This is a genomic window from Allobosea massiliensis, from assembly GCF_042655245.1.
In the GTDB taxonomy this organism is placed as follows: domain Bacteria; phylum Pseudomonadota; class Alphaproteobacteria; order Rhizobiales; family Beijerinckiaceae; genus Allobosea; species Allobosea massiliensis.
This window is the reverse complement of sequence record NZ_JBHSLU010000007.1, coordinates 104,154-121,072: the sequence shown is the minus strand read 5'-3', so window position 1 is coordinate 121,072 and position 16,919 is coordinate 104,154. Positions and strand designations below refer to the sequence as shown.

Here is a 16,919-nt window from a genome sequence, read left to right as displayed (position 1 = left end):
AGGCCTCACTTCTCCTTGATCGACAACCCGTTCTTGCCGACCGAGATCTCGACGCCCTCGGGCTGCTTCTTCTCCTGGTAGAGGGCATAGCCGGTGGCGGCGAGGCCGACGACAAGGGCGAAGACGAGGGCAACAAGCAACTGGCGCGAGGCGAGCATGTGACGATCCATGTGAAACCGCATTCCCTGCGGCGCGTTGACAACTTGCGACCCGCCCCGATGTTCCCGGACATCCGCGTCCGGCGGCGGGCCCGTTCGGAGAAGGAGACCGCCATGCCGGACAGCGAACTGCAGCAGAGCGTCTGGGAGGCGCTGGAGCGCCACCCGGTCTGCATGGTGACGACCGTGGTCGACGGGGCGATCCGCACCCGCCCGATGAGCGGACATGTCGAGCGCGAGCATCACCGCCTGCTCTTCATCGTCCATCGCGAAACCGGGCTCGTTGCGGCCGCCGGTCAGCCGACCGGGCTTTCGATCGCGATCAGCGACGAGGCCCGGAACTTCTATGCGGCCGTGCGCTGCGCCGCGGCGGAGATCGAGGACCGCGATCTTCTCGCCCGGATCTGGACGCCGGTGACGGGGGCGTGGTTTCCGGGCGGCCCAGACGATCCGGAGGCGACGCTGCTAGCGTTGACTCCGGAGAGCGCGGAGATCTGGAACGGGCCCTCGAGCGGCGTGTTGGTGGCCTTCAAGCTCGCCACGGCGAAGCTCTTGGGACGGACGCCCGATCTCGGCGTCAACGCCAGGATCGACATGCGCTGAGACGGCGTCGCCGTCTCAGGCAGCCTGTCCGGCCGGCGGCGGCTCGATCCCCTCCGCCCGCGCCATGCTGCGACCGAGGATCGCGATCGACAGACTCGACCAGACAATCCCGAGGCACCAGCCGCCGATGACGTCCGTCGGCCAATGGACGCCGAGATAGATCCGGCTGAGCCCGATCAGCACGATCATCACCCAGGCGAGCCAGACGCAGAGCCGGGCGATGTCCTCCCGGCGGGAGGCCAGGCCAACGAAGCCCGCGATGCTTAAAAGCGTCACGGCCGAGAGGAAGGCGTGGCCGCTCGGGAAGCTGGCGGTAAAGGTCAGCGCCGCATGTTCAACGATATCGGGCCGGTCGCGGCCGATCAGAATCTTCAGCACCGTAGAGGCGAGCGTCGCGGCGAGCACCGAGACGGCGAGCCCGATCGCCAGCGGCCGGTGTCGACAGATCCAGAGCGAGAGGCTCGCAGTGATCGTCATCAGGCCAAGACCGACGAAACTGCCGAAGGCGGTCATGTCGCGCACCGCCTCCTGCAGCCAGGCAGGGCCTATCGGCGAGGTCGGGTCGCCCGCCTCGCGGAAGAACAGGACGATGCTGCGGTCAAAGGCGAAGCTGCGCCCGGAGACGATGAAGAGAGCCAACCCCAGAAAGGCGAAGCCGGCAGCGACGGGAAACAGCACACGCGGGGACAACACGAAAAAACCGCCTCCGGAACAGGGACCATCGGGACATAGGAGCCAAAGGTCGGGACGCAACCCGCTCGCTAGCCGGCGAGCCGATCGCGCGCGGCAATCAACTGGATCGCTCCCGGCAGGAGCGCGTAGCGGAGCGGGCCCGCCTTGCGTTCGACCTCGCCGTCGAAGGTGATATGCCCACGGCGCTGGTCGCGGCGCGTCAGCGTCACCTCCTCCGCCGTGAAGGAGGTCAGGTTCGGTGAAGTCCGCCAGCCGCCGGACACGACGGACAGGGCCGCCTTGCAGCGCGAATAGATGCCGCCCGCCTTGAGGATATGGACCTCGAACAGGCGGCCGTCGAGCCTCGGGCGCCGCCATTCCGCGCCCTCGAATCCGTTGACGGTGACGAGCACGGCGTCCGCCTGGACGACGCTGCGTTGGCCCTGGACGCCGATATCGACCGTAACGGCCCGTGTGAACAGGATCGAGCGCGTCGCTGCGACGACGAAGGCGATGGCCCGGCTGAAGGGAAAGCGACGACGCGCCTGCTCGCGCTCTCGTGCCATCAGGCTGAAGAACCCCATGCCGGACAGTGAATGGAACAGGCGGTCGTTGACGGTGCCGATGTCCAGAACGACAGCCTCGCCCTGGCAGAGCGCTTCGATCTGCTCCTCCAGCGTCCCGGTCAGGCCGAGATCGCGGCCGAGCACATTGACGGTTCCGAGCGGGAGCACGCCGACCGGCCGGCCGGCCTGAAGCAGGACGGGCAGAACGCCGTTCAGCGTGCCGTCGCCGCCGGCGATGACGGGGATGCTGTCAGCGTTCTCGATCGCCAGCGACAGGGCATCGTCGAGTTCGCGCGGGTGCACCAGCCGCACCTCCGCCGTGCAGCCGCTCGCCTCAAACGCCGCGACGATCCGCGCCGCGAATGCGTCGGGCCCCGCCTCGAGAGCGGTCCCGGCCCGAGCGTTGACGACGACGGTGTGGTGCATGGGCCGGGGAGTGAGAGGGAGGGCGGGAAGGAGAGGTCGAACGACGACAATAAGGCCAGGACGAGATACTCGCCCTTCAGGAATGGATGGTTAGCGGTGAGCCATCCTGCCGGTGCCCGGCGGCGAATGCCGGCGAGGGCATGGGATCCTCGATTTCCTCGGTGATCACCTCAAACCGTTGCAGCGTGTGCGGCCCGAACGAGCTGAGCATCGCCACATCCGTCGCGTCGCGGCCCCGGGCGATCACGACACGTCCGATCCGCGGCACGTTGTGGCGGGCGTCGAACGTGAACCAGCGCCCGCCGAGATAAACCTCGAACCAGGCGTTGAAGTCCATGGGCGCGGGATCCCGCGGCACGCCGATATCGCCGAGATAGCCGTTGCAGTAGCGCGCCGGCACATTCATGCAGCGGCAGAGCGCGACCGCGAGATGCGCGAAGTCGCGGCAAACCCCGATCCGCTCCTCGAAGGCCTCGGCGGCGGTGCGGGTGCTGCGGGCGAACTGATAGCCGAAGGTCAGATGGTTATGGACAAAGTTCACGATCGCCTGGACGCGGGCCCAGCCGGCGGGAATGTGGCCGAACAGGCTCCAGGCCTGGGCCGAGAGCTTGTCGGTCTCGCAGTAACGGCTGCCCATGAGATAGACGAGCGCCTCGTCGGGCAGACGCGCGGGGGGCACTTCCATCGCGGTCAGCTCGACCGGGTCCGGCTCGCCGGAGTCGTGAACGATGCCCTCGGCGCGCAGCGCGATCCCGCCCGCAGGGGCGGTGATCCGGCGGCAGATGTTGCCGAATTGGTCGATGTATTCCCTGGCGGCGATCCGCAACAACGGGTCGCGCAGGGAGACGATGTTCAACTCGTCGGCGACCAGGATGTCGTGACGACGCGACGGGTGGATATCGAGCAGCGTCACGAGCGGCAGATCCTGCTCGCAGATCATCTCGATGTTGTATCCGTAACGGATGCGCATGACGCCCTCGCGGTTCGCCCTGTGCGCCGCGGAGAAGGCAGCGCTTCCTGAATGGGCCGCCTCCAACCCCGGCGCTGACGCGGGATTGGAGGCTCTCACAAAACGGAAGATGCGGGCCTTTCGGCCCGCATCCCGCCGCCACGACGGTTCGGCTGGGGGGATAGCAACCGCCGCGACTTGCGTCTGGGCGTCGCCTACATCATCCAGTAGGGCATCGTGCCGTAGTAATCGTGGACCCGCTTGCCATAGGTGCGGTCGTCCCAATCCGGCTCGCCCTGACTGTCATACATCGGCGCCGCCTCGAGCTTATCCTTGGTCATGGGGACGACATAGCCGCCTCTTTCCGGATCGAAGTCGAGAACGCTCCAGGGGATGGGATGATACTTCTCGCCGAGACCGAGGAAGCCGCCAAAGGACATGATCGCGTAGGCGACCTTGCCCGTCTTTTTGTCGAGCATGACGTCGTAAATCTCGCCGAGATGCTCTCCTGCGGTGTTGTAGACCTCGGTACCCGCCACTCGCGCTCCGGCAATCAGCGGATTCGACGAAACCGTGGACTCCGACGTCGAGAACGTGTCGCGCAGGGTCATGATCGTTTCCTCCATCGGGAGCAGCATTCGGTGCTGCGGATCGTCGGAAGAACGCCGCTTCGGAGCCAAAGGTTCCGGCAGACCAGTGGCTTTTCGATCGGACCAGCAACCGCCCATCTCTGGCGGGGACCTGTCGGTGGCGGCCCGATGCGGCGGAACCTTTGTCGAGAGAGCACGTTCCGTTGGGCAGCCGGCCATCGCGCCGCCACGATGTGCACCTCATTCTGGCGTCCGCGCGGCAATGCTCCGAAACGACAGCGCCAAGGAAACGAACCCATGAAGAAGATTCTGATCATCGCCGCGGTTGCGGCCACGCTCGGCGCCTGCACGGCGCAGGAAGAGCGGACCGCGGGCGGCGCGCTGATTGGCGCGGGCACTGGTGCTGTGATCGGCGGCCTTGCCACCGGCCGGGCCGGCGGCGCCCTTGCGGGTGCGGCCATCGGTGGCGCTGGCGGCGCGATCATCGGCTCGGCCAGCGGACCGCGTACTTGCGTCGGCCGCGACGAATACGGCCGTCGCTTCCGCTACGATTGCTGAGCAACGCCGCCGCTGTTGCGGTGAGGTTGAGGCCCGGCCGGCGCGATGCGTCGGCCGGGCTTTTTCGTGTCGGCGTCAGACCGCTCCGTATGGCCCGAAACGGCCGACGAAACGGTGGCGGTTTCCAGGGTACAGCAGCCGCACCGCCGTGACCGGAGCTTCATGATTCCATGTCCGCCGCTCGATCAGCAAGCAGGCTTCCCCGGGGGCGATGTCGAGCAGGGCGGCATCATCAGGCTCAGCGGGCACGGCACTGATCGCGTGTTCGGCCTGTGACCAGAGGCTGTGCTGCAGCAGCCAGTCGCCCGGCGGGGTCTCGGTGAAATCCTGATCCGCCGCGGCCGGCACGGTCGCGAGATGGATGACCCGCTCCTCCAGCACATGCGGCTGATCGTCGGCGCGATGCAGCGTGACGAGATGGGCGATCCTCGCGCCGCGCTTCAGCCCGAAGCGCAGCGCCAGCTCGGGCGTCGGCCGGCCGTCATGACGCGCCAGAACCTCGAAGGTATAGCGCTGCCCCAGCCGCTCCACCTCGGCCGGGATCGACAGGATGTCGAGCATGGCATGGGTCGTCGGCGGGCTCGCCACCACGGTGCCCGAACGACGACGCCGCGTGATCAGGCCCTCGCGCGCCAGCTGTACCAGCGCACGATGAACGGTCATGCGGGAGGCGCCAAGCCGTTCCATCAGCGCGTGCTCGGGCGGCACCGGGGTTCCGGGCGGCCAGGTGCCACCGAGGATGAGATCGCGGATCGCGCGGCGGATCTGGTCATAGACCGGGCCTGCGCCATCCAGCTTCACGGCGTCGAGCCGGTCATGAGCCATCGCCGTCACAGCGCCGCCAGCAGCTTGCGCATGACGCTGCCGAAGCGGCCCTTCACCCGCTCGCGGCCGCGGTGGCGCCCCTCTGCGACGAGGTGCCGGCCGCCGACGATGACATCCCGCACCGGCAGCGCATTGGCGGCGAAGATGGCACTGTCGAGGGCCGCCTCGCCCGTCTTGCCGATGAGCGCCGGATGGTCGGCATCCAGTGTCACGAGGTCCGCCCTCATCCCCGGCGTGAGCACGCCGAGCGCCCTTCCGCAGGCCCGAGCGCCACCTACAGCGGCGGCCCGCCACAAAGCCACGCCAGTCGGAGCGTCTTCCTCGGCGAGCAATGCACGGCGGCGGTCGCGCAGGCGCTGCGAATATTCGAGCAGGCGCAATTCGGAGCCGGCGTCGATCTGGATGTTGGAATCGCTGCCGACGCCGTAAGCGCCGCCGGAGCGCCGGTAGCGCACGCCGTCGAAGATGCCGTCGCCGAGGCTCGCTTCCGTGATCGGGCAGAGACCTGCGACGGCGCCGCTGGCCGCGATCGCATCGCGCTCGGCATCGTCGAGATGGGTGGCGTGGATCAGGCACCAGCGCGCGTCGAGCGCGACCGTGTCCGCCAGCAGGGCGACGGGCCGGCGTCCCATGATCGCGATCGAATCCTCGACCTCGCGCATCTGCTCGGCGACATGGATGTGCAGGGGCGTGCCAGGGCGAAGACTGGCGAGCCAGTCCAGATCCTCCAGCGCGACCGCGCGCAGCGAATGCGGCGCAAGGCCGAGGACGGCGTCAGGCAGAGGGCGGATCGCGGCTTCGCTCGCCTCGATCAGCTTCAGATAAGAGTCGCGGTCGTTGACGAAACGGCGCTGGCCGTGGACCGAAGGTGCCTGGCCGAAATTGCCGAAGCGGTAGAGCACCGGTAGCAGCGTCAGGCCGAGCCCGGTTTCCTCAGCGGCGCCGGCGATCGCGGCCCCCATCGCGGCGATGTCGGCATAGGGGCGCCCGTCCTTGTCGTGATGGAGATAATGGAACTCGGCCAGCGCCGTGAAGCCGCCCTCCAGCATCTCGACGAAGGCCTGGGCGGCGAGCGCCTGCACGTCGTCGGGATCGAGCCGGTCAAGGAAGCGGTACATCACCTCCCGCCAGGTCCAGAAAGAATCCTCGCTCGCGCCACGGCGCTCCGAGAGGCCCGCCATGCCACGCTGGAAGGCGTGGCTGTGCAGATTGGGCATGCCGGGCAGAGCAAGCCCCGAGAGACACGTATCGCCGGGTTGAGCCCCGACGTCCGTCTCGAGCGCCGTGATCGTGCCCGCCGAACTCGTCAGACGCACATTCTCGGCAAAACCATTCGGCAGCAGCGCCTGCTGCAGATGCAGGGTCAGGGTCACGGCGTCTCTCCAGCGTCCAATTGCCTATGCAATTAAGGGCTTGTCATTTGCATATGCAATTAGCTAGCATACTCACCATTCGAGGATAGTCGAGAGGATGCGGCATGGCGACGATGTCGGCTGAGGCCCCGACCTGCGACCGGCTCTGGACGAACGCCCGTTTGGCGACGATGGCGTCCTCGGTGGCGGCGCCCTATGGCACAGTCGAGGATGGCGTCGTGGCCGCCCGCGACGGGCGCATCCTCTATGCCGGGCCGCGCCAGGAAGCGCCGGCCTTCCGCGCCGCCGAGACGATCGATTGCGGCGGGCGCTGGATCACGCCGGGGCTGATTGATTGCCACACCCATCTCGTCCATGGCGGCGACCGCGCCCATGAATTCGAGCTGCGCCTGCAGGGCGCGAGCTACGAGGAGATCGCGCGCGCCGGCGGCGGCATCCTCTCCACGGTGACCGCGACCCGGGCGGCGAGCGAGGATGCGCTGTTCGCCAGCGCCGACCGGCGGCTTTCGGCCCTGCTGGCCGAGGGCGTGACCACGGTCGAGATCAAGTCCGGCTACGGGCTGGAGATCGAGGCCGAGGTGAAGACGCTGCGCGTTGCGCGCCGGGTCGGGCGGGAGCGGCCGGTGCGGGTGCGCACGACCTTCCTCGGTGCTCATGCCGTGCCACCCGAATTCAAGGGCCGCTCCGGCGACTATACCGCGCTCGTCGCCGGGCCGATGCTCGACGCCATCGCGGCAGAGGGGCTGGCGGATGCGGTCGATGTCTTCTGCGAGGGCATCGCCTTTTCGCCCGACGAGACGCGGGCCGTCTTCGAGGCTGCGCAGGCCAAGGGGTTGGCGATCAAGATCCACGCCGAGCAGCTCTCCAATCTCGGCGGCGCGGCGCTGGCAGCCGAGATGGGGGCGCTCTCGGCAGACCATCTCGAATATCTCGACGAGGCCGGCGTGATCGCCATGGCAAAGGCCCGCACGGTCGCGGTGGTGCTGCCGGGCGCGTTCTACTTCCTCCACGAGACGCAGAAGCCGCCGATCGAGTTTCTGCGCCGGCATGGCGTGGCGATCGCGCTCGCGACCGACGCCAATCCCGGCTCCTCGCCCCTGACCTCGCCGCTTTTGGTGATGAACATGGCCTGCACGCTGTTCCGGCTGACGCCGGAGGAGGCGCTGGCGGGGCTGACCCGCCATGCCGCGCAGGCGCTCGGCCTCTCCGACGAAATCGGCACGCTGGAAGCGGGCAAAGCTTGCGACCTGGCGATCTGGGACATCGAGCGCCCGGCCGAACTCGCCTACCGCATCGGCTTCAACCCGCTTTACGCCCGGATCTGGAACGGACAATGAGCACGCCCCTTCTCCTCGACCCCGGCCATGCCGCCCTGACGCACTGGCGCGACGTGATCGACGGCGCGTCGATCACGCTTTCCTCGGCGAGTGCAGATGCGATCGCGGCCGCCCAGGCCATCGTCGACGACATCGTCGCGGCCGGCACCGTGACCTATGGCGTCAACACCGGTTTCGGGAAGCTCGCCAGCGTCCGCATCGCGGATGGCGACCTCGCGACGCTGCAGCGCAATCTCATCCTGTCGCACGCGGTCGGCACCGGCCCTGCCCTGCCCGACGGCGTGGTGCGGCTGATCCTCGCGATGAAGGCGGCGAGCCTGGCGCGCGGGGCCTCCGGCGTGCGGCCGATCGTGGTCGAGGCGCTGCTCGGCGCGCTCGAGGCCGATGCGCTTCCGGTCGTGCCGGCCAAGGGCTCGGTCGGCGCTTCCGGCGATCTCGCGCCGCTCGCCCATCTCACCGCCGCGCTGATGGGCGTCGGCGAGATCAGACTGAAGGGCGAGGTGATGCCGGCTGCCGACGCGCTCGCGCGGATCGGCCAGGCGCCGCTGGCGCTCGGCCCCAAGGAGGGGCTGGCGCTGATCAACGGCACGCAGGTCTCGACTGCGCTGGCGCTCACCGGCCTCAGCGCCATGGCGCGGGTGTTCGATGCCGCGCTGGTCGCCGGCGCGCTCTCGGTCGATGCGCTGAAGGGCTCGGACACGCCGTTCGACCCGCGCATCCAGGCCTTGCGCGGCCAGCCCGGCCAGATTCGCGTCGCGGCGCTGCTGCTGGAGCTGATCGCCGGCAGCGCAATCCGCGACAGCCACCGCTTCGGCGATTCGAAGGTGCAGGACCCCTATTCGCTGCGCTGCCAGCCGCAGGTGATGGGCGCGGTGCGCGATCTGCTCGCCAATGCCGCCGCGACGCTTGCGATCGAGGCCAACGCGGTCACCGACAACCCGCTGGTTCTGGGGCCGGGCGAGGTGGTTTCGGGCGGGAACTTCCATGCCGAGCCGGTGGCCTTCGCCGCCGACATGCTGGCGATGGGGCTGTGCGAGATCGGCAACCTGTCGGAGCGGCGGATCGCGCTTCTGGTCGATCCCGTGATGAGCGGCCTGCCGCCCTTCCTGGCGCGCGATGCCGGGCTCAATTCCGGCTTCATGATCGCGCAGGTGACGGCGGCCGCGCTCGCTTCCGAGAACAAGCAGAAGGCCTATCCGGCCTCAGTCGACACGATTCCGACCTCGGCCAATCAGGAAGACCATGTCTCGATGGCGACGCATGGCGCCTATCGCCTGCTCGACATGGCGGCGAATGCCGCGAGCATCATCGGCGTCGAGCTGATGGCAGCGGCGGAGGCGATCGAGCATCATCGCCCGATGACGACGAGCCCGCGGCTGGAGCCGGTGCTGGCGCTGCTGCGCGGCGAGATCGCGCCGCTGACGGAAGACCGCTACCTCGCCCCCGATCTGGCCGCGGCGACGGAACTGGTTCTGTCGGGCGCCGTGGGCCGGGCGGCGGGGCTGGATTCGTTTGCGGAGTTCGGGGCGTGAGGCGTGGGCAAAGAGCGGTCCTCGTCAACCGAGCAGGCGCGGGGAACCCCTCTCCCGTAGGGAGAGGGGCAGGGGTGAGGGGTCGGCCGTTTGACACCGTGGCCGTGACCTCCCCGCAGCCGCCGTCAGGGATGTGTTTCACTGGTCCGGGGGCCTACACCTCACCCCTGCCCCTCTCCTTACAGGAGAGGGGTTCCCCGCGCCTCAATGGACAAGACGCAACGCTTGCGAAAAGACGCTCATGACCTCGATCGTCACCGTCACCCGGGGCCCCTCCCCGCTCATCCTCTCGATGCCGCATCCCGGCACCGGGCTGCCGCCGGAGGTCGAAGCCGCGCTGAACGAACGCGGGCGGCTGGTCGAGGATACGGACTGGCACATGCGGGAGGTCTACGCCTTCGCGGAGCGCTTCCAGCCGACGATCGTCGAGGCGAAGCTGTCGCGCTTCGTCATCGACCTGAACCGCGACCCGTCCGGCGTCTCGCTCTATCCCGGCCAGGCGACGACGGAACTCGTACCAATGACGACCTTCGACGGGGCGCCGATCTGGATCACACCGCCCGACGCGGCCGAGATCGAGCGGCGCCGCGCCGCCTATTTCGCGCCCTATCACGAGGCACTCGCGGCCGAGATCGACCGGGTGAAGGCCGCCCATGGCTATGCCGTGCTGTGGGACTGCCACTCGATCAAGTCGGTGATCCCGCGGCTGTTTCCCGGCACGCTGCCGACGCTCAATCTCGGGACCAATTCGGGTCAGAGCTGCGCAGCCGCCATCGAGGCGGCGGCAGCGGCGGCGATGGCGGCGCAGCCCCTGACCCATGTCGTCAACGGCCGCTTCAAGGGCGGCTGGATCACCCGGCATTACGGCCGGCCCGACGCGCACGTTCATGCGCTCCAGATGGAGAAGGCGCTCTCAGCTTATCTCGCGACCGAGGCGCCGCCCTGGACCTTCGATGCCGCGATCGCCGCGCCGCTGCAATCCGCCCTCTCCGCCATCATCGCCGCCACGCTCGACGCCGCGGCCCAGCACGAACGGAGCCGTTCATGACCCGCATCGACAACAGCCGCGTCATCCGCAGCCCCCACGGCACGGAGCTCTCCGCCAAGAGCTGGCTGACCGAAGCGCCGCTGCGCATGCTGATGAACAACCTCGACCCCGACGTCGCCGAGAAGCCCGGCGAGCTCGTGGTCTATGGCGGCATCGGCCGCGCCGCCCGGACCTGGGAGGATTTCGACCGGATCTGCGCCTCGCTGCGCTCTCTGGAGGCCGACGAGACGCTGCTGGTCCAGTCCGGCAAGCCGGTCGGCATCTTCAAGACGCATCCGGACGCGCCGCGCGTGCTGATCGCCAATTCCAACCTCGTCCCGGCCTATGCGAACTGGGAGCATTTCCACCATCTCGATAAGCTCGGGCTGATGATGTACGGCCAGATGACGGCCGGCTCCTGGATCTATATCGGCACGCAGGGCATCGTTCAGGGCACCTACGAGACCTTCGTCGAGGTCGGTCGGCAGCATTTCGGCGGCTCGCTCAAGGGCAAGTGGATCCTGACCGGCGGGCTGGGCGGCATGGGTGGGGCCCAGCCGCTGGCGGCGACCATGGCGGGCGCCTCGATGATCGCGGTCGAGTGCAAGCCCTCCTCGATCGATTTCCGCCTGCGCACGCGCTATCTCGACGAGAAGGCCGACAGCATCGACGAGGCGCTGGAGATCGTCGAGCGCGCCCACAAGGCCGGCAAGGCCGTTTCCGTCGGCGTGCTCGGCAATGCCGCCGAGATCTTCCCCGACATGGTCCGCCGCGGCATCCGGCCCGACGTCGTCACCGACCAGACCTCGGCGCATGACCCGCTCAACGGCTATCTGCCGGCCGGCTGGACAATTGCAGAGTGGGAGGAGCGCAAGGAGCGCGATCCCGCCGGGACGATCCAGGCCGCCAAGCGCTCCATGGCGGAGCACGTCAAGGCGATGCTCGATTTTCAGACGATGGGCGTGCCGACGCTCGACTACGGCAACAACATCCGCCAGATGGCCAAGGACATGGGCGTCGAGAACGCCTTCGATTTCCCCGGCTTCGTGCCCGCCTATATCCGCCCGCTGTTCTGCCGGGGCATCGGCCCGTTCCGCTGGGCGGCCCTCTCGGGCGATCCCGAGGATATCTACAAGACCGACGCCAAGGTGAAGGAGCTGATGCCCGACGACGCGCATCTGCACAACTGGCTCGACATGGCGCGCGAGCGCATCCAGTTCCAGGGCCTGCCCGCGCGCATCTGCTGGGTCGGGCTCGGCGACCGTCACCGTCTGGGCCTCGCCTTCAACGAGATGGTGGCCAAGGGCGAGCTGAAGGCGCCGGTCGTGATCGGCCGCGACCATCTCGATTCCGGCTCGGTCGCCTCGCCCAACCGCGAGACCGAGGCGATGAAGGACGGATCCGACGCGGTTTCCGACTGGCCGCTGCTCAACGCCCTGCTCAACACCGCCGGCGGCGCGACCTGGGTCTCGCTGCACCATGGCGGCGGCGTCGGCATGGGCTATTCGCAGCATTCGGGCGTGGTCATCGTCGCGGACGGCTCAGCCGAAGCGGCCAAGCGGCTGGAACGCGTGCTCTGGAACGACCCGGCGACAGGCGTGATGCGCCATGCCGATGCCGGCTATGAGATCGCGCAGGACTGCGCGAGGGAGAAGGGGCTGAAGCTGCCGGGGATTTTGGGGTAAGGCGCAGCCGCCGGCTCAAAGTCGCGCCGTCATTCCGGGGCGGCGCGACAGCGCCGAGCCCGGAACCCAGAACCTCTGCCGCACAATGAAAGATGGCCCCGCTTGTCTCGGACCCGGCATCGGTTCTGGGTTCCGGGCTCATGGCTTCGCCATGCCCCGGAATGACAAGAGAGATCGACCGCGTTCCGTCTGAGGACATACTCATGCGCATCATCCGCGCCGCCGATTGCCGGACCATGCCGTGGAAGAACGGCGGCGGGACGACGACCGAGATCGTCGTGTGGCCGGGGGGAGCTTCGCTGAGCGATTTCGACTGGCGGGTTTCGATGGCGCAGGTCGGGGCGGACGGACCGTTCTCCTCCTTCCCGGGACTCGACCGGACGCTGTGCGTTCTGACCGGTGCCGGCATTCGGCTGGCCTTCGGCGATGGCGAGGCGGTGGCGCTCGATCACACCTCCCCGCCCTTCGCCTTCGCGGCCGACCGGGCTGTCGACGGCCTCCTGATCGACGGGCCGATCGTCGATCTCAACGTGATGAGCCGGCGCGGCGCCTGGACGCACAGCGTCGAGCGGCTCGTGGGCCCGGGCGAACACCGCATCGCGGGCGAAGCCGTCCTGCTGCTGGTCGCGCCCGAAGGCGGCTGGACCATTGACGAGGCGACGCTTTCCGCGGGCGACAGCGCCCTCATCCAGGGGCCGGCCGAGATGACCTGTGTCTCCGATGATGGTGGGCACGCGCTCTATGTGATCCGGCTGGCCCCCCAGCGCTGATCGCGCGCTCCCGCCATCACGAGCGCAGCGAAGCAATCCAGAGGCGGCCGAGCTCCGTGTCCCCCAGATAGCTTGGTCGCTGCGCTCCTCGCTAAGACGCGTCGCCTCACGCCGCCTGCATGGGCCGCGGCCCGACATAGACCGATTGCGGGCGGATCAGCCTGCCGCCGGCGATCTGCTCCTGCGCATGGGCGAGCCAGCCGATCGTGCGCCCCATCGCGAAGACGCAGGTGAAGGCCTCCGGCGGGAAGCCCAGCGCTTCCAGCAGCAGCGCCGTGTAGAATTCGACATTGGTTTCGAGTGGACGGTTCGGCTTACGCTCGCGCAGGATGGCGAGCGCAGCCTGTTCCACCGCCTCGGCGAGGACGAGCCGCGCGGAGTCGGCGCCGAGCCGCCGGAGCGCGGCCTTCAGCGCATCGGCCCGCGGATCGCGCACGCGGTAGACACGGTGGCCGAAGCCCATCAGCCGCTCGCCCCGGTCCAGCGCCGCCTCGAGCCAGGCGCGCGCATCGCCCGGCTCGCCGATCGCGTCGAGCATGTCGATCACGGGTCCCGGCGCGCCGCCATGGAGCGGGCCTTTCAGCGCGCTGATGCCGGCCAGCTCGGCCGAGACGAGCCCCGCGCGCGTCGAGGCGACGACCCGGGCCGCGAAGGTCGAGGCATTGAGGCCATGATCGGCCACGGTGACGAGATAGGCATCGAGCGCCGCCGCCTCGGCAGCGCTCGGTCGGTCTCCGCCCAGCATGCGCAGCGTGTCGGCGGCGTGAGACAGGCCCGCTTCCGGAGCGACCGGTTCGAGACCGCGGGCCCGCCTCACCGCGGCGGCGGTGAACACGGCGGGTGCGGCCAGCAGCGTCACCGCCGTGCCGGCGTCCTCGCCATCCGGGATCAGCGCAGTCCAGGTGCGCAGGGCCTCGACGGGCGACAGCCCCGCCGGAAGCGACGCGCGCAGCACAATCGGGAAGACCGAGGCCCGCGCCGCACCGAGGACCGCCTGCAGTTCCGCTCCCTCGGGCAGCCCGGGCAGGAGCCCGCCGAGCATCAGGGTGACCATCTCCTCGAAGGCCATACGCCCCGCCAGATCATCGAGGCTGCGGCCGCGGATCACCAGACGGCCGGCGACGCCATCGACGTCGGACAGGGTGGTGTGGGCGGCAACGACGTCTTCAAGACCATCGGACATGGGCTGGACTCCTTCAAGGCAAGGCCTTGAGGATCAGCGGATCGGGCGCTACGATCAATCTTGAACAATATAATCAATCTATTTCGATGAGCGACTGGCTGACGGCTTCAGAAGCGATGGCACGGCTCAAGCTCAAGCCGCAGACGCTCTACGCCTATGTCAGCCGCGGCCTGATCGAGACTAGGGGCGAGGCCGACGATGCCCGCCGTAAGCTCTATCGCGCGCAGGACATCGCGCGCCTCGAACAGCGCAAGATGCGAGGACGGCGACGGGCGGCCATCGCCGAGGATGCCATCGCCTGGGGCGAACCGGTCCTGACGTCGAGCATCACCACGATCGCCGGCGGCAGGCTCTGGTATCGCGGTCAGGACGCTGCACAGCTCGCGGAGACGGCCCGTCTGGAGGATGTCGCAAGGCTGCTCTGGGACTGCGGGGCGCAGCGCTTTCCCACGCTGACGCAGCCTGTACCGGCCGGTGCTCCCCTGACGCGCATGTTCACCGCCATCGCCACCCGCGCCGCCAGCGACACCGCGATGGCCGGCCGCACCAAGAAGGCGCTCTACCTGGAGGCGGCCGCCGTTCTCGATACGCTGGTCGATGCGGTGGCCGGCGGCCCGGGCGAGGGCCCGATCCATCAGCGGCTCGCGCGGGCCTGGGGCTGCGCGGACGGCGCCGATCTGATCCGGCGGGCGCTCGTCCTGCTGGCCGATCACGAGCTCAACGCCTCGACCTTCGCCGTCCGCGTCACCGCCTCGACCGGAGCCTCGCTGGCGGCCTGCGTGATGGCCGGATTGTCAGCGCTTTCCGGGCCTCTCCACGGCGGCATGGCGCGCCGGGTGCTCGGGTTGATGCGGGAGGCCCAGGCAAACGGCATTGCGGCCACCGTCTCCGACAGGCTGGCCGCCGGGGCGCGCCTACCGGGTTTCGGGCACCCGCTTTACCCCGACGGAGACCCGCGCGGGCGGGCGCTGCTGGCCGGCTTCGACATCCCCGCCGCCTACGCCGAAGCCAGGACCGTCGTCATGTCCATGACGGGCGCCGAGCCGAATGTCGACTTCGCCCTGACGGCGCTCGCCGCGCATCTCGGTTTGGGCGACGACGCGCCCTTCCAGATCTTCGCCGCGGCCCGCGCCACGGGATGGCTGGCGCATGCCCTCGAGCAGAACGAGACGGGGCGGCTGATCCGCCCCCGTGCGCGCTACAGCGGCCCGGCGCCGGGCTGACCCCGCCGCCGGGCCACCGGGCCGGCTTTGCCTAGCGCACCATCCCCATCTGTCGCGGCAGCCAGAGCGTCAGCTCGGGGATAAAGGTGATCGCGATCAGGGCGGCGAAGAGCGGGATCAGCCAGGGCAGGATCGCCATGGTCGTCCGCTCGACCGAGAGCTTGGCGACGCGCGAGAGCACGAAGAGCACCATGCCGAGCGGCGGGTGCAGCAGCCCGATCATCAGGTTCAGCACCATGATCAGCCCGAAATGGATCGGGTCGACGCCGAGCTTGAGCGCGATCGGCAGCAGGATCGGCACCACGATGGTGATGGCGGCGATGGTGTCGAGGAAGCAGCCGATGAACAGCAGCAGCAGATTGACCAGGACGAGGAAGATCCATTTGTTCTGGGTGAGGCCCAGAATGAGGTCGGACAGGATCTGCGCCGTCTGCGACACGGTCAGAAGCCAGGCGAAGATCGAGGCGGCCGTGACGATGAAGAGAACCGAAGCGGTGGTCTCGATCGTGTCGAAGGTCGCCTTGGTCAGGCTGCGCATGGTCATCGAGCGATAGCGCACGAGACCGAGGAACAGCGACCAGATCACCGCGGCGGCGGCGGCTTCGGTCGGCGTGAACCAGCCCATGGTCATGCCGCCGATCAGGATGACCGGCGTCATCAGCGCCATCACGGCCGAGAAGTCGAAATAGTAATCGAGGCCCAGCAGCACCGCGAGGGCGAGCCCAATGGCGAGGTTCTCCTCAAGCCCCACCCAGACGAGGCCATAGGCGAGCAGGGGAAAGCCGAGGACGACCAGCACCTCGATGCCGGCCGTTCCGATCTCGCGCAGCGAGAAGGCGGCATCGGAACCCCATTTGTAGATCCGGGCGAAGATCGCGACCGTCACCATCATGAACAGCGTCATCATCACGCCGGGGATAACGCCGGCGAGGAAGAGCGCGCCGATCGAGGTGTTCGACATCATCCCGTAGATGACGAAAGGCAGGGAGGGCGGGATGATCGGCCCCAGCGTCGCCGAAGCCGCGGTGACGCCGACAGCCACCTCGGTCGGGTAGCCGTGGTCCTTCATCGCCTTGATCTCGATCGTGCCGATGCCGGCAGCATCCGCGATCGCGGTGCCCGACATGCCCGAGAAAATCACCGAACCGATGATGTTGACCTGCGCGAGCCCGCCGCGCATCCAGCCGACGAGCGCAACCGCGAAGGCATAGATGCGCCCGGTCACGCCGGCGATGTTCATGAGATTGCCGGCCAGGATGAAGAAGGGCACGGCGAGCAGCGGGAAGCTCTCGACGCCCGCGATCATGCGCTGGGCCAGGATGACGTCGGGCACATTGCCCGAGATCAGGATGAAGGCGAGCGAGGCGACGGCCATGGCGATGGCCACCGGCACGCCGAGGATCATCAGGCCGAGGAAGGAACCGAGAAGGATCAGCATGGTC

At 68.5% G+C, this 16,919-nt stretch carries 17 protein-coding genes; 8 read left to right on the top strand and 9 right to left on the bottom strand.

The annotated features are described in order from the left end of the window. Nucleotides 1–5: 5 nt before the first annotated feature. Nucleotides 6–158, bottom strand: a complete 153-nt coding sequence (locus ACFPN9_RS03685; protein WP_197431897.1) for a hypothetical protein — start codon at nucleotides 156–158, stop codon at nucleotides 6–8. Nucleotides 159–272: 114 nt separating this feature from the next. Here ACFPN9_RS03685 and ACFPN9_RS03680 point away from each other — a divergent pair, with 114 nt between their 5' ends. After that, nucleotides 273–761: a pyridoxamine 5'-phosphate oxidase family protein gene (locus tag ACFPN9_RS03680; RefSeq protein WP_066718056.1), complete on the top strand. Its 489-nt coding sequence runs from the start codon at nucleotides 273–275 to the stop codon at nucleotides 759–761. A 15-nt stretch (nucleotides 762–776) separates the two neighbouring features. Here ACFPN9_RS03680 and ACFPN9_RS03675 read toward each other — a convergent pair whose 3' ends face one another. The 4 genes from ACFPN9_RS03675 to ACFPN9_RS03660 all read right to left on the bottom strand — a co-directional run bounded on the left by ACFPN9_RS03675 (nucleotide 777) and on the right by ACFPN9_RS03660 (nucleotide 3,985). Next, on the bottom strand, nucleotides 777–1,454 hold the full coding sequence (locus tag ACFPN9_RS03675; protein WP_377815379.1) for a phosphatase PAP2 family protein: 678 nt from the start codon (nucleotides 1,452–1,454) through the stop codon (nucleotides 777–779). 68 nt (nucleotides 1,455–1,522) lie between these two features. Continuing rightward, nucleotides 1,523–2,425, bottom strand: coding sequence for a diacylglycerol/lipid kinase family protein (locus tag ACFPN9_RS03670; RefSeq protein ID WP_066718050.1), 903 nt, complete (start codon nucleotides 2,423–2,425; stop codon nucleotides 1,523–1,525). Nucleotides 2,426–2,501: 76 nt separating this feature from the next. Continuing rightward, complete coding sequence (locus tag ACFPN9_RS03665) at nucleotides 2,502–3,395, bottom strand: transglutaminase-like domain-containing protein (RefSeq protein WP_377815781.1); 894 nt, start codon at nucleotides 3,393–3,395, stop codon at nucleotides 2,502–2,504. Nucleotides 3,396–3,589: 194 nt separating this feature from the next. Beyond that, nucleotides 3,590–3,985 carry a PRC-barrel domain-containing protein gene (locus ACFPN9_RS03660; protein WP_066718152.1) on the bottom strand — a complete coding sequence of 132 codons (396 nt, stop codon included), beginning with the start codon at nucleotides 3,983–3,985 and terminating at the stop codon, nucleotides 3,590–3,592. Nucleotides 3,986–4,261: 276 nt separating this feature from the next. On the opposite strand from ACFPN9_RS03660, the gene ACFPN9_RS03655 reads away from it, so the two are divergent. Then, a complete protein-coding gene (locus ACFPN9_RS03655; protein WP_066718047.1) occupies nucleotides 4,262–4,522 on the top strand; it encodes a hypothetical protein in 261 nt (86 codons plus the stop codon). Between the two features lie 75 nt (nucleotides 4,523–4,597). On the opposite strand, the gene hutC is transcribed toward ACFPN9_RS03655, so the two are convergent. Both hutC and ACFPN9_RS03645 read right to left on the bottom strand, forming a co-directional pair. Beyond that, nucleotides 4,598–5,347 carry a histidine utilization repressor gene (gene hutC / locus ACFPN9_RS03650; RefSeq protein ID WP_066718045.1) on the bottom strand — a complete coding sequence of 250 codons (750 nt, stop codon included), beginning with the start codon at nucleotides 5,345–5,347 and terminating at the stop codon, nucleotides 4,598–4,600. 5 nt (nucleotides 5,348–5,352) lie between these two features. Further along, on the bottom strand, nucleotides 5,353–6,720 hold the full coding sequence (locus tag ACFPN9_RS03645; RefSeq protein WP_066718043.1) for a formimidoylglutamate deiminase: 1,368 nt from the start codon (nucleotides 6,718–6,720) through the stop codon (nucleotides 5,353–5,355). Nucleotides 6,721–6,824: 104 nt separating this feature from the next. On the opposite strand from ACFPN9_RS03645, the gene hutI reads away from it, so the two are divergent. From hutI to ACFPN9_RS03620, 5 genes are all read left to right on the top strand, one after another. Further along, nucleotides 6,825–8,057, top strand: a complete 1,233-nt coding sequence (gene hutI, locus ACFPN9_RS03640) for an imidazolonepropionase (protein WP_082737723.1) — start codon at nucleotides 6,825–6,827, stop codon at nucleotides 8,055–8,057. Beyond that, the gene (hutH, locus tag ACFPN9_RS03635; RefSeq protein ID WP_066718039.1) at nucleotides 8,054–9,589 is read left to right on the top strand and encodes a histidine ammonia-lyase; all 1,536 of its coding nucleotides are present in this window, start codon (nucleotides 8,054–8,056) and stop codon (nucleotides 9,587–9,589) included. Before hutI ends, hutH begins: the two co-directional genes overlap by 4 nt. A gap of 241 nt (nucleotides 9,590–9,830) precedes the next feature. After that, entirely contained in the window at nucleotides 9,831–10,637 is an 807-nt protein-coding gene (hutG, locus tag ACFPN9_RS03630) for an N-formylglutamate deformylase (protein WP_066716609.1), read from the top strand. After that, nucleotides 10,634–12,301 (top strand): urocanate hydratase, encoded by a 1,668-nt coding sequence (gene hutU, locus ACFPN9_RS03625; protein WP_066716612.1) that lies wholly within the window; start codon nucleotides 10,634–10,636, stop codon nucleotides 12,299–12,301. The genes hutG and hutU overlap by 4 nt, the downstream gene beginning before the upstream one ends. Nucleotides 12,302–12,393: 92 nt before the next feature. Further along, nucleotides 12,394–13,071, top strand: a complete 678-nt coding sequence (locus tag ACFPN9_RS03620; protein ID WP_349509638.1) for a HutD/Ves family protein — start codon at nucleotides 12,394–12,396, stop codon at nucleotides 13,069–13,071. 106 nt (nucleotides 13,072–13,177) lie between these two features. On the opposite strand, the gene ACFPN9_RS03615 is transcribed toward ACFPN9_RS03620, so the two are convergent. Further along, on the bottom strand, nucleotides 13,178–14,254 hold the full coding sequence (locus tag ACFPN9_RS03615; protein ID WP_066716616.1) for a citrate synthase/methylcitrate synthase: 1,077 nt from the start codon (nucleotides 14,252–14,254) through the stop codon (nucleotides 13,178–13,180). An 86-nt stretch (nucleotides 14,255–14,340) separates the two neighbouring features. Between ACFPN9_RS03615 and ACFPN9_RS03610 the strand changes: the two genes are divergently transcribed. Continuing rightward, complete coding sequence (locus ACFPN9_RS03610; protein WP_066716618.1) at nucleotides 14,341–15,477, top strand: citrate synthase family protein; 1,137 nt, start codon at nucleotides 14,341–14,343, stop codon at nucleotides 15,475–15,477. A 31-nt stretch (nucleotides 15,478–15,508) separates the two neighbouring features. On the opposite strand, the gene ACFPN9_RS03605 is transcribed toward ACFPN9_RS03610, so the two are convergent. Further along, nucleotides 15,509–16,915 (bottom strand): TRAP transporter large permease, encoded by a 1,407-nt coding sequence (locus ACFPN9_RS03605; protein WP_066716620.1) that lies wholly within the window; start codon nucleotides 16,913–16,915, stop codon nucleotides 15,509–15,511. Between the last annotated feature and the right edge of the window lie 4 nt (nucleotides 16,916–16,919).

Bases quoted from the DNA above. Each gene is read 5' to 3' on its own strand.
- ACFPN9_RS03685 (WP_197431897.1), bottom strand. From the start codon at position 158: ATGCTCGCCTCGCGCCAGTTGCTTGTTGCCCTCGTCTTCGCCCTTGTC.
- ACFPN9_RS03680 (WP_066718056.1), top strand. From the start codon at position 273: ATGCCGGACAGCGAACTGCAGCAGAGCGTCTGGGAGGCGCTGGAGCGC.
- ACFPN9_RS03670 (WP_066718050.1), bottom strand. From the start codon at position 2,425: ATGCACCACACCGTCGTCGTCAACGCTCGGGCCGGGACCGCTCTCGAG.
- ACFPN9_RS03665 (WP_377815781.1), bottom strand. From the start codon at position 3,395: ATGCGCATCCGTTACGGATACAACATCGAGATGATCTGCGAGCAGGAT.
- ACFPN9_RS03660 (WP_066718152.1), bottom strand. From the start codon at position 3,985: ATGACCCTGCGCGACACGTTCTCGACGTCGGAGTCCACGGTTTCGTCG.
- ACFPN9_RS03655 (WP_066718047.1), top strand. From the start codon at position 4,262: ATGAAGAAGATTCTGATCATCGCCGCGGTTGCGGCCACGCTCGGCGCC.
- hutC (WP_066718045.1), bottom strand. From the start codon at position 5,347: ATGGCTCATGACCGGCTCGACGCCGTGAAGCTGGATGGCGCAGGCCCG.
- hutI (WP_082737723.1), top strand. From the start codon at position 6,825: ATGGCGACGATGTCGGCTGAGGCCCCGACCTGCGACCGGCTCTGGACG.
- hutH (WP_066718039.1), top strand. From the start codon at position 8,054: ATGAGCACGCCCCTTCTCCTCGACCCCGGCCATGCCGCCCTGACGCAC.
- hutG (WP_066716609.1), top strand. From the start codon at position 9,831: ATGACCTCGATCGTCACCGTCACCCGGGGCCCCTCCCCGCTCATCCTC.
- hutU (WP_066716612.1), top strand. From the start codon at position 10,634: ATGACCCGCATCGACAACAGCCGCGTCATCCGCAGCCCCCACGGCACG.
- ACFPN9_RS03620 (WP_349509638.1), top strand. From the start codon at position 12,394: ATGGCCCCGCTTGTCTCGGACCCGGCATCGGTTCTGGGTTCCGGGCTC.
- ACFPN9_RS03615 (WP_066716616.1), bottom strand. From the start codon at position 14,254: ATGTCCGATGGTCTTGAAGACGTCGTTGCCGCCCACACCACCCTGTCC.
- ACFPN9_RS03610 (WP_066716618.1), top strand. From the start codon at position 14,341: ATGAGCGACTGGCTGACGGCTTCAGAAGCGATGGCACGGCTCAAGCTC.
- ACFPN9_RS03605 (WP_066716620.1), bottom strand. From the start codon at position 16,915: ATGCTGATCCTTCTCGGTTCCTTCCTCGGCCTGATGATCCTCGGCGTG.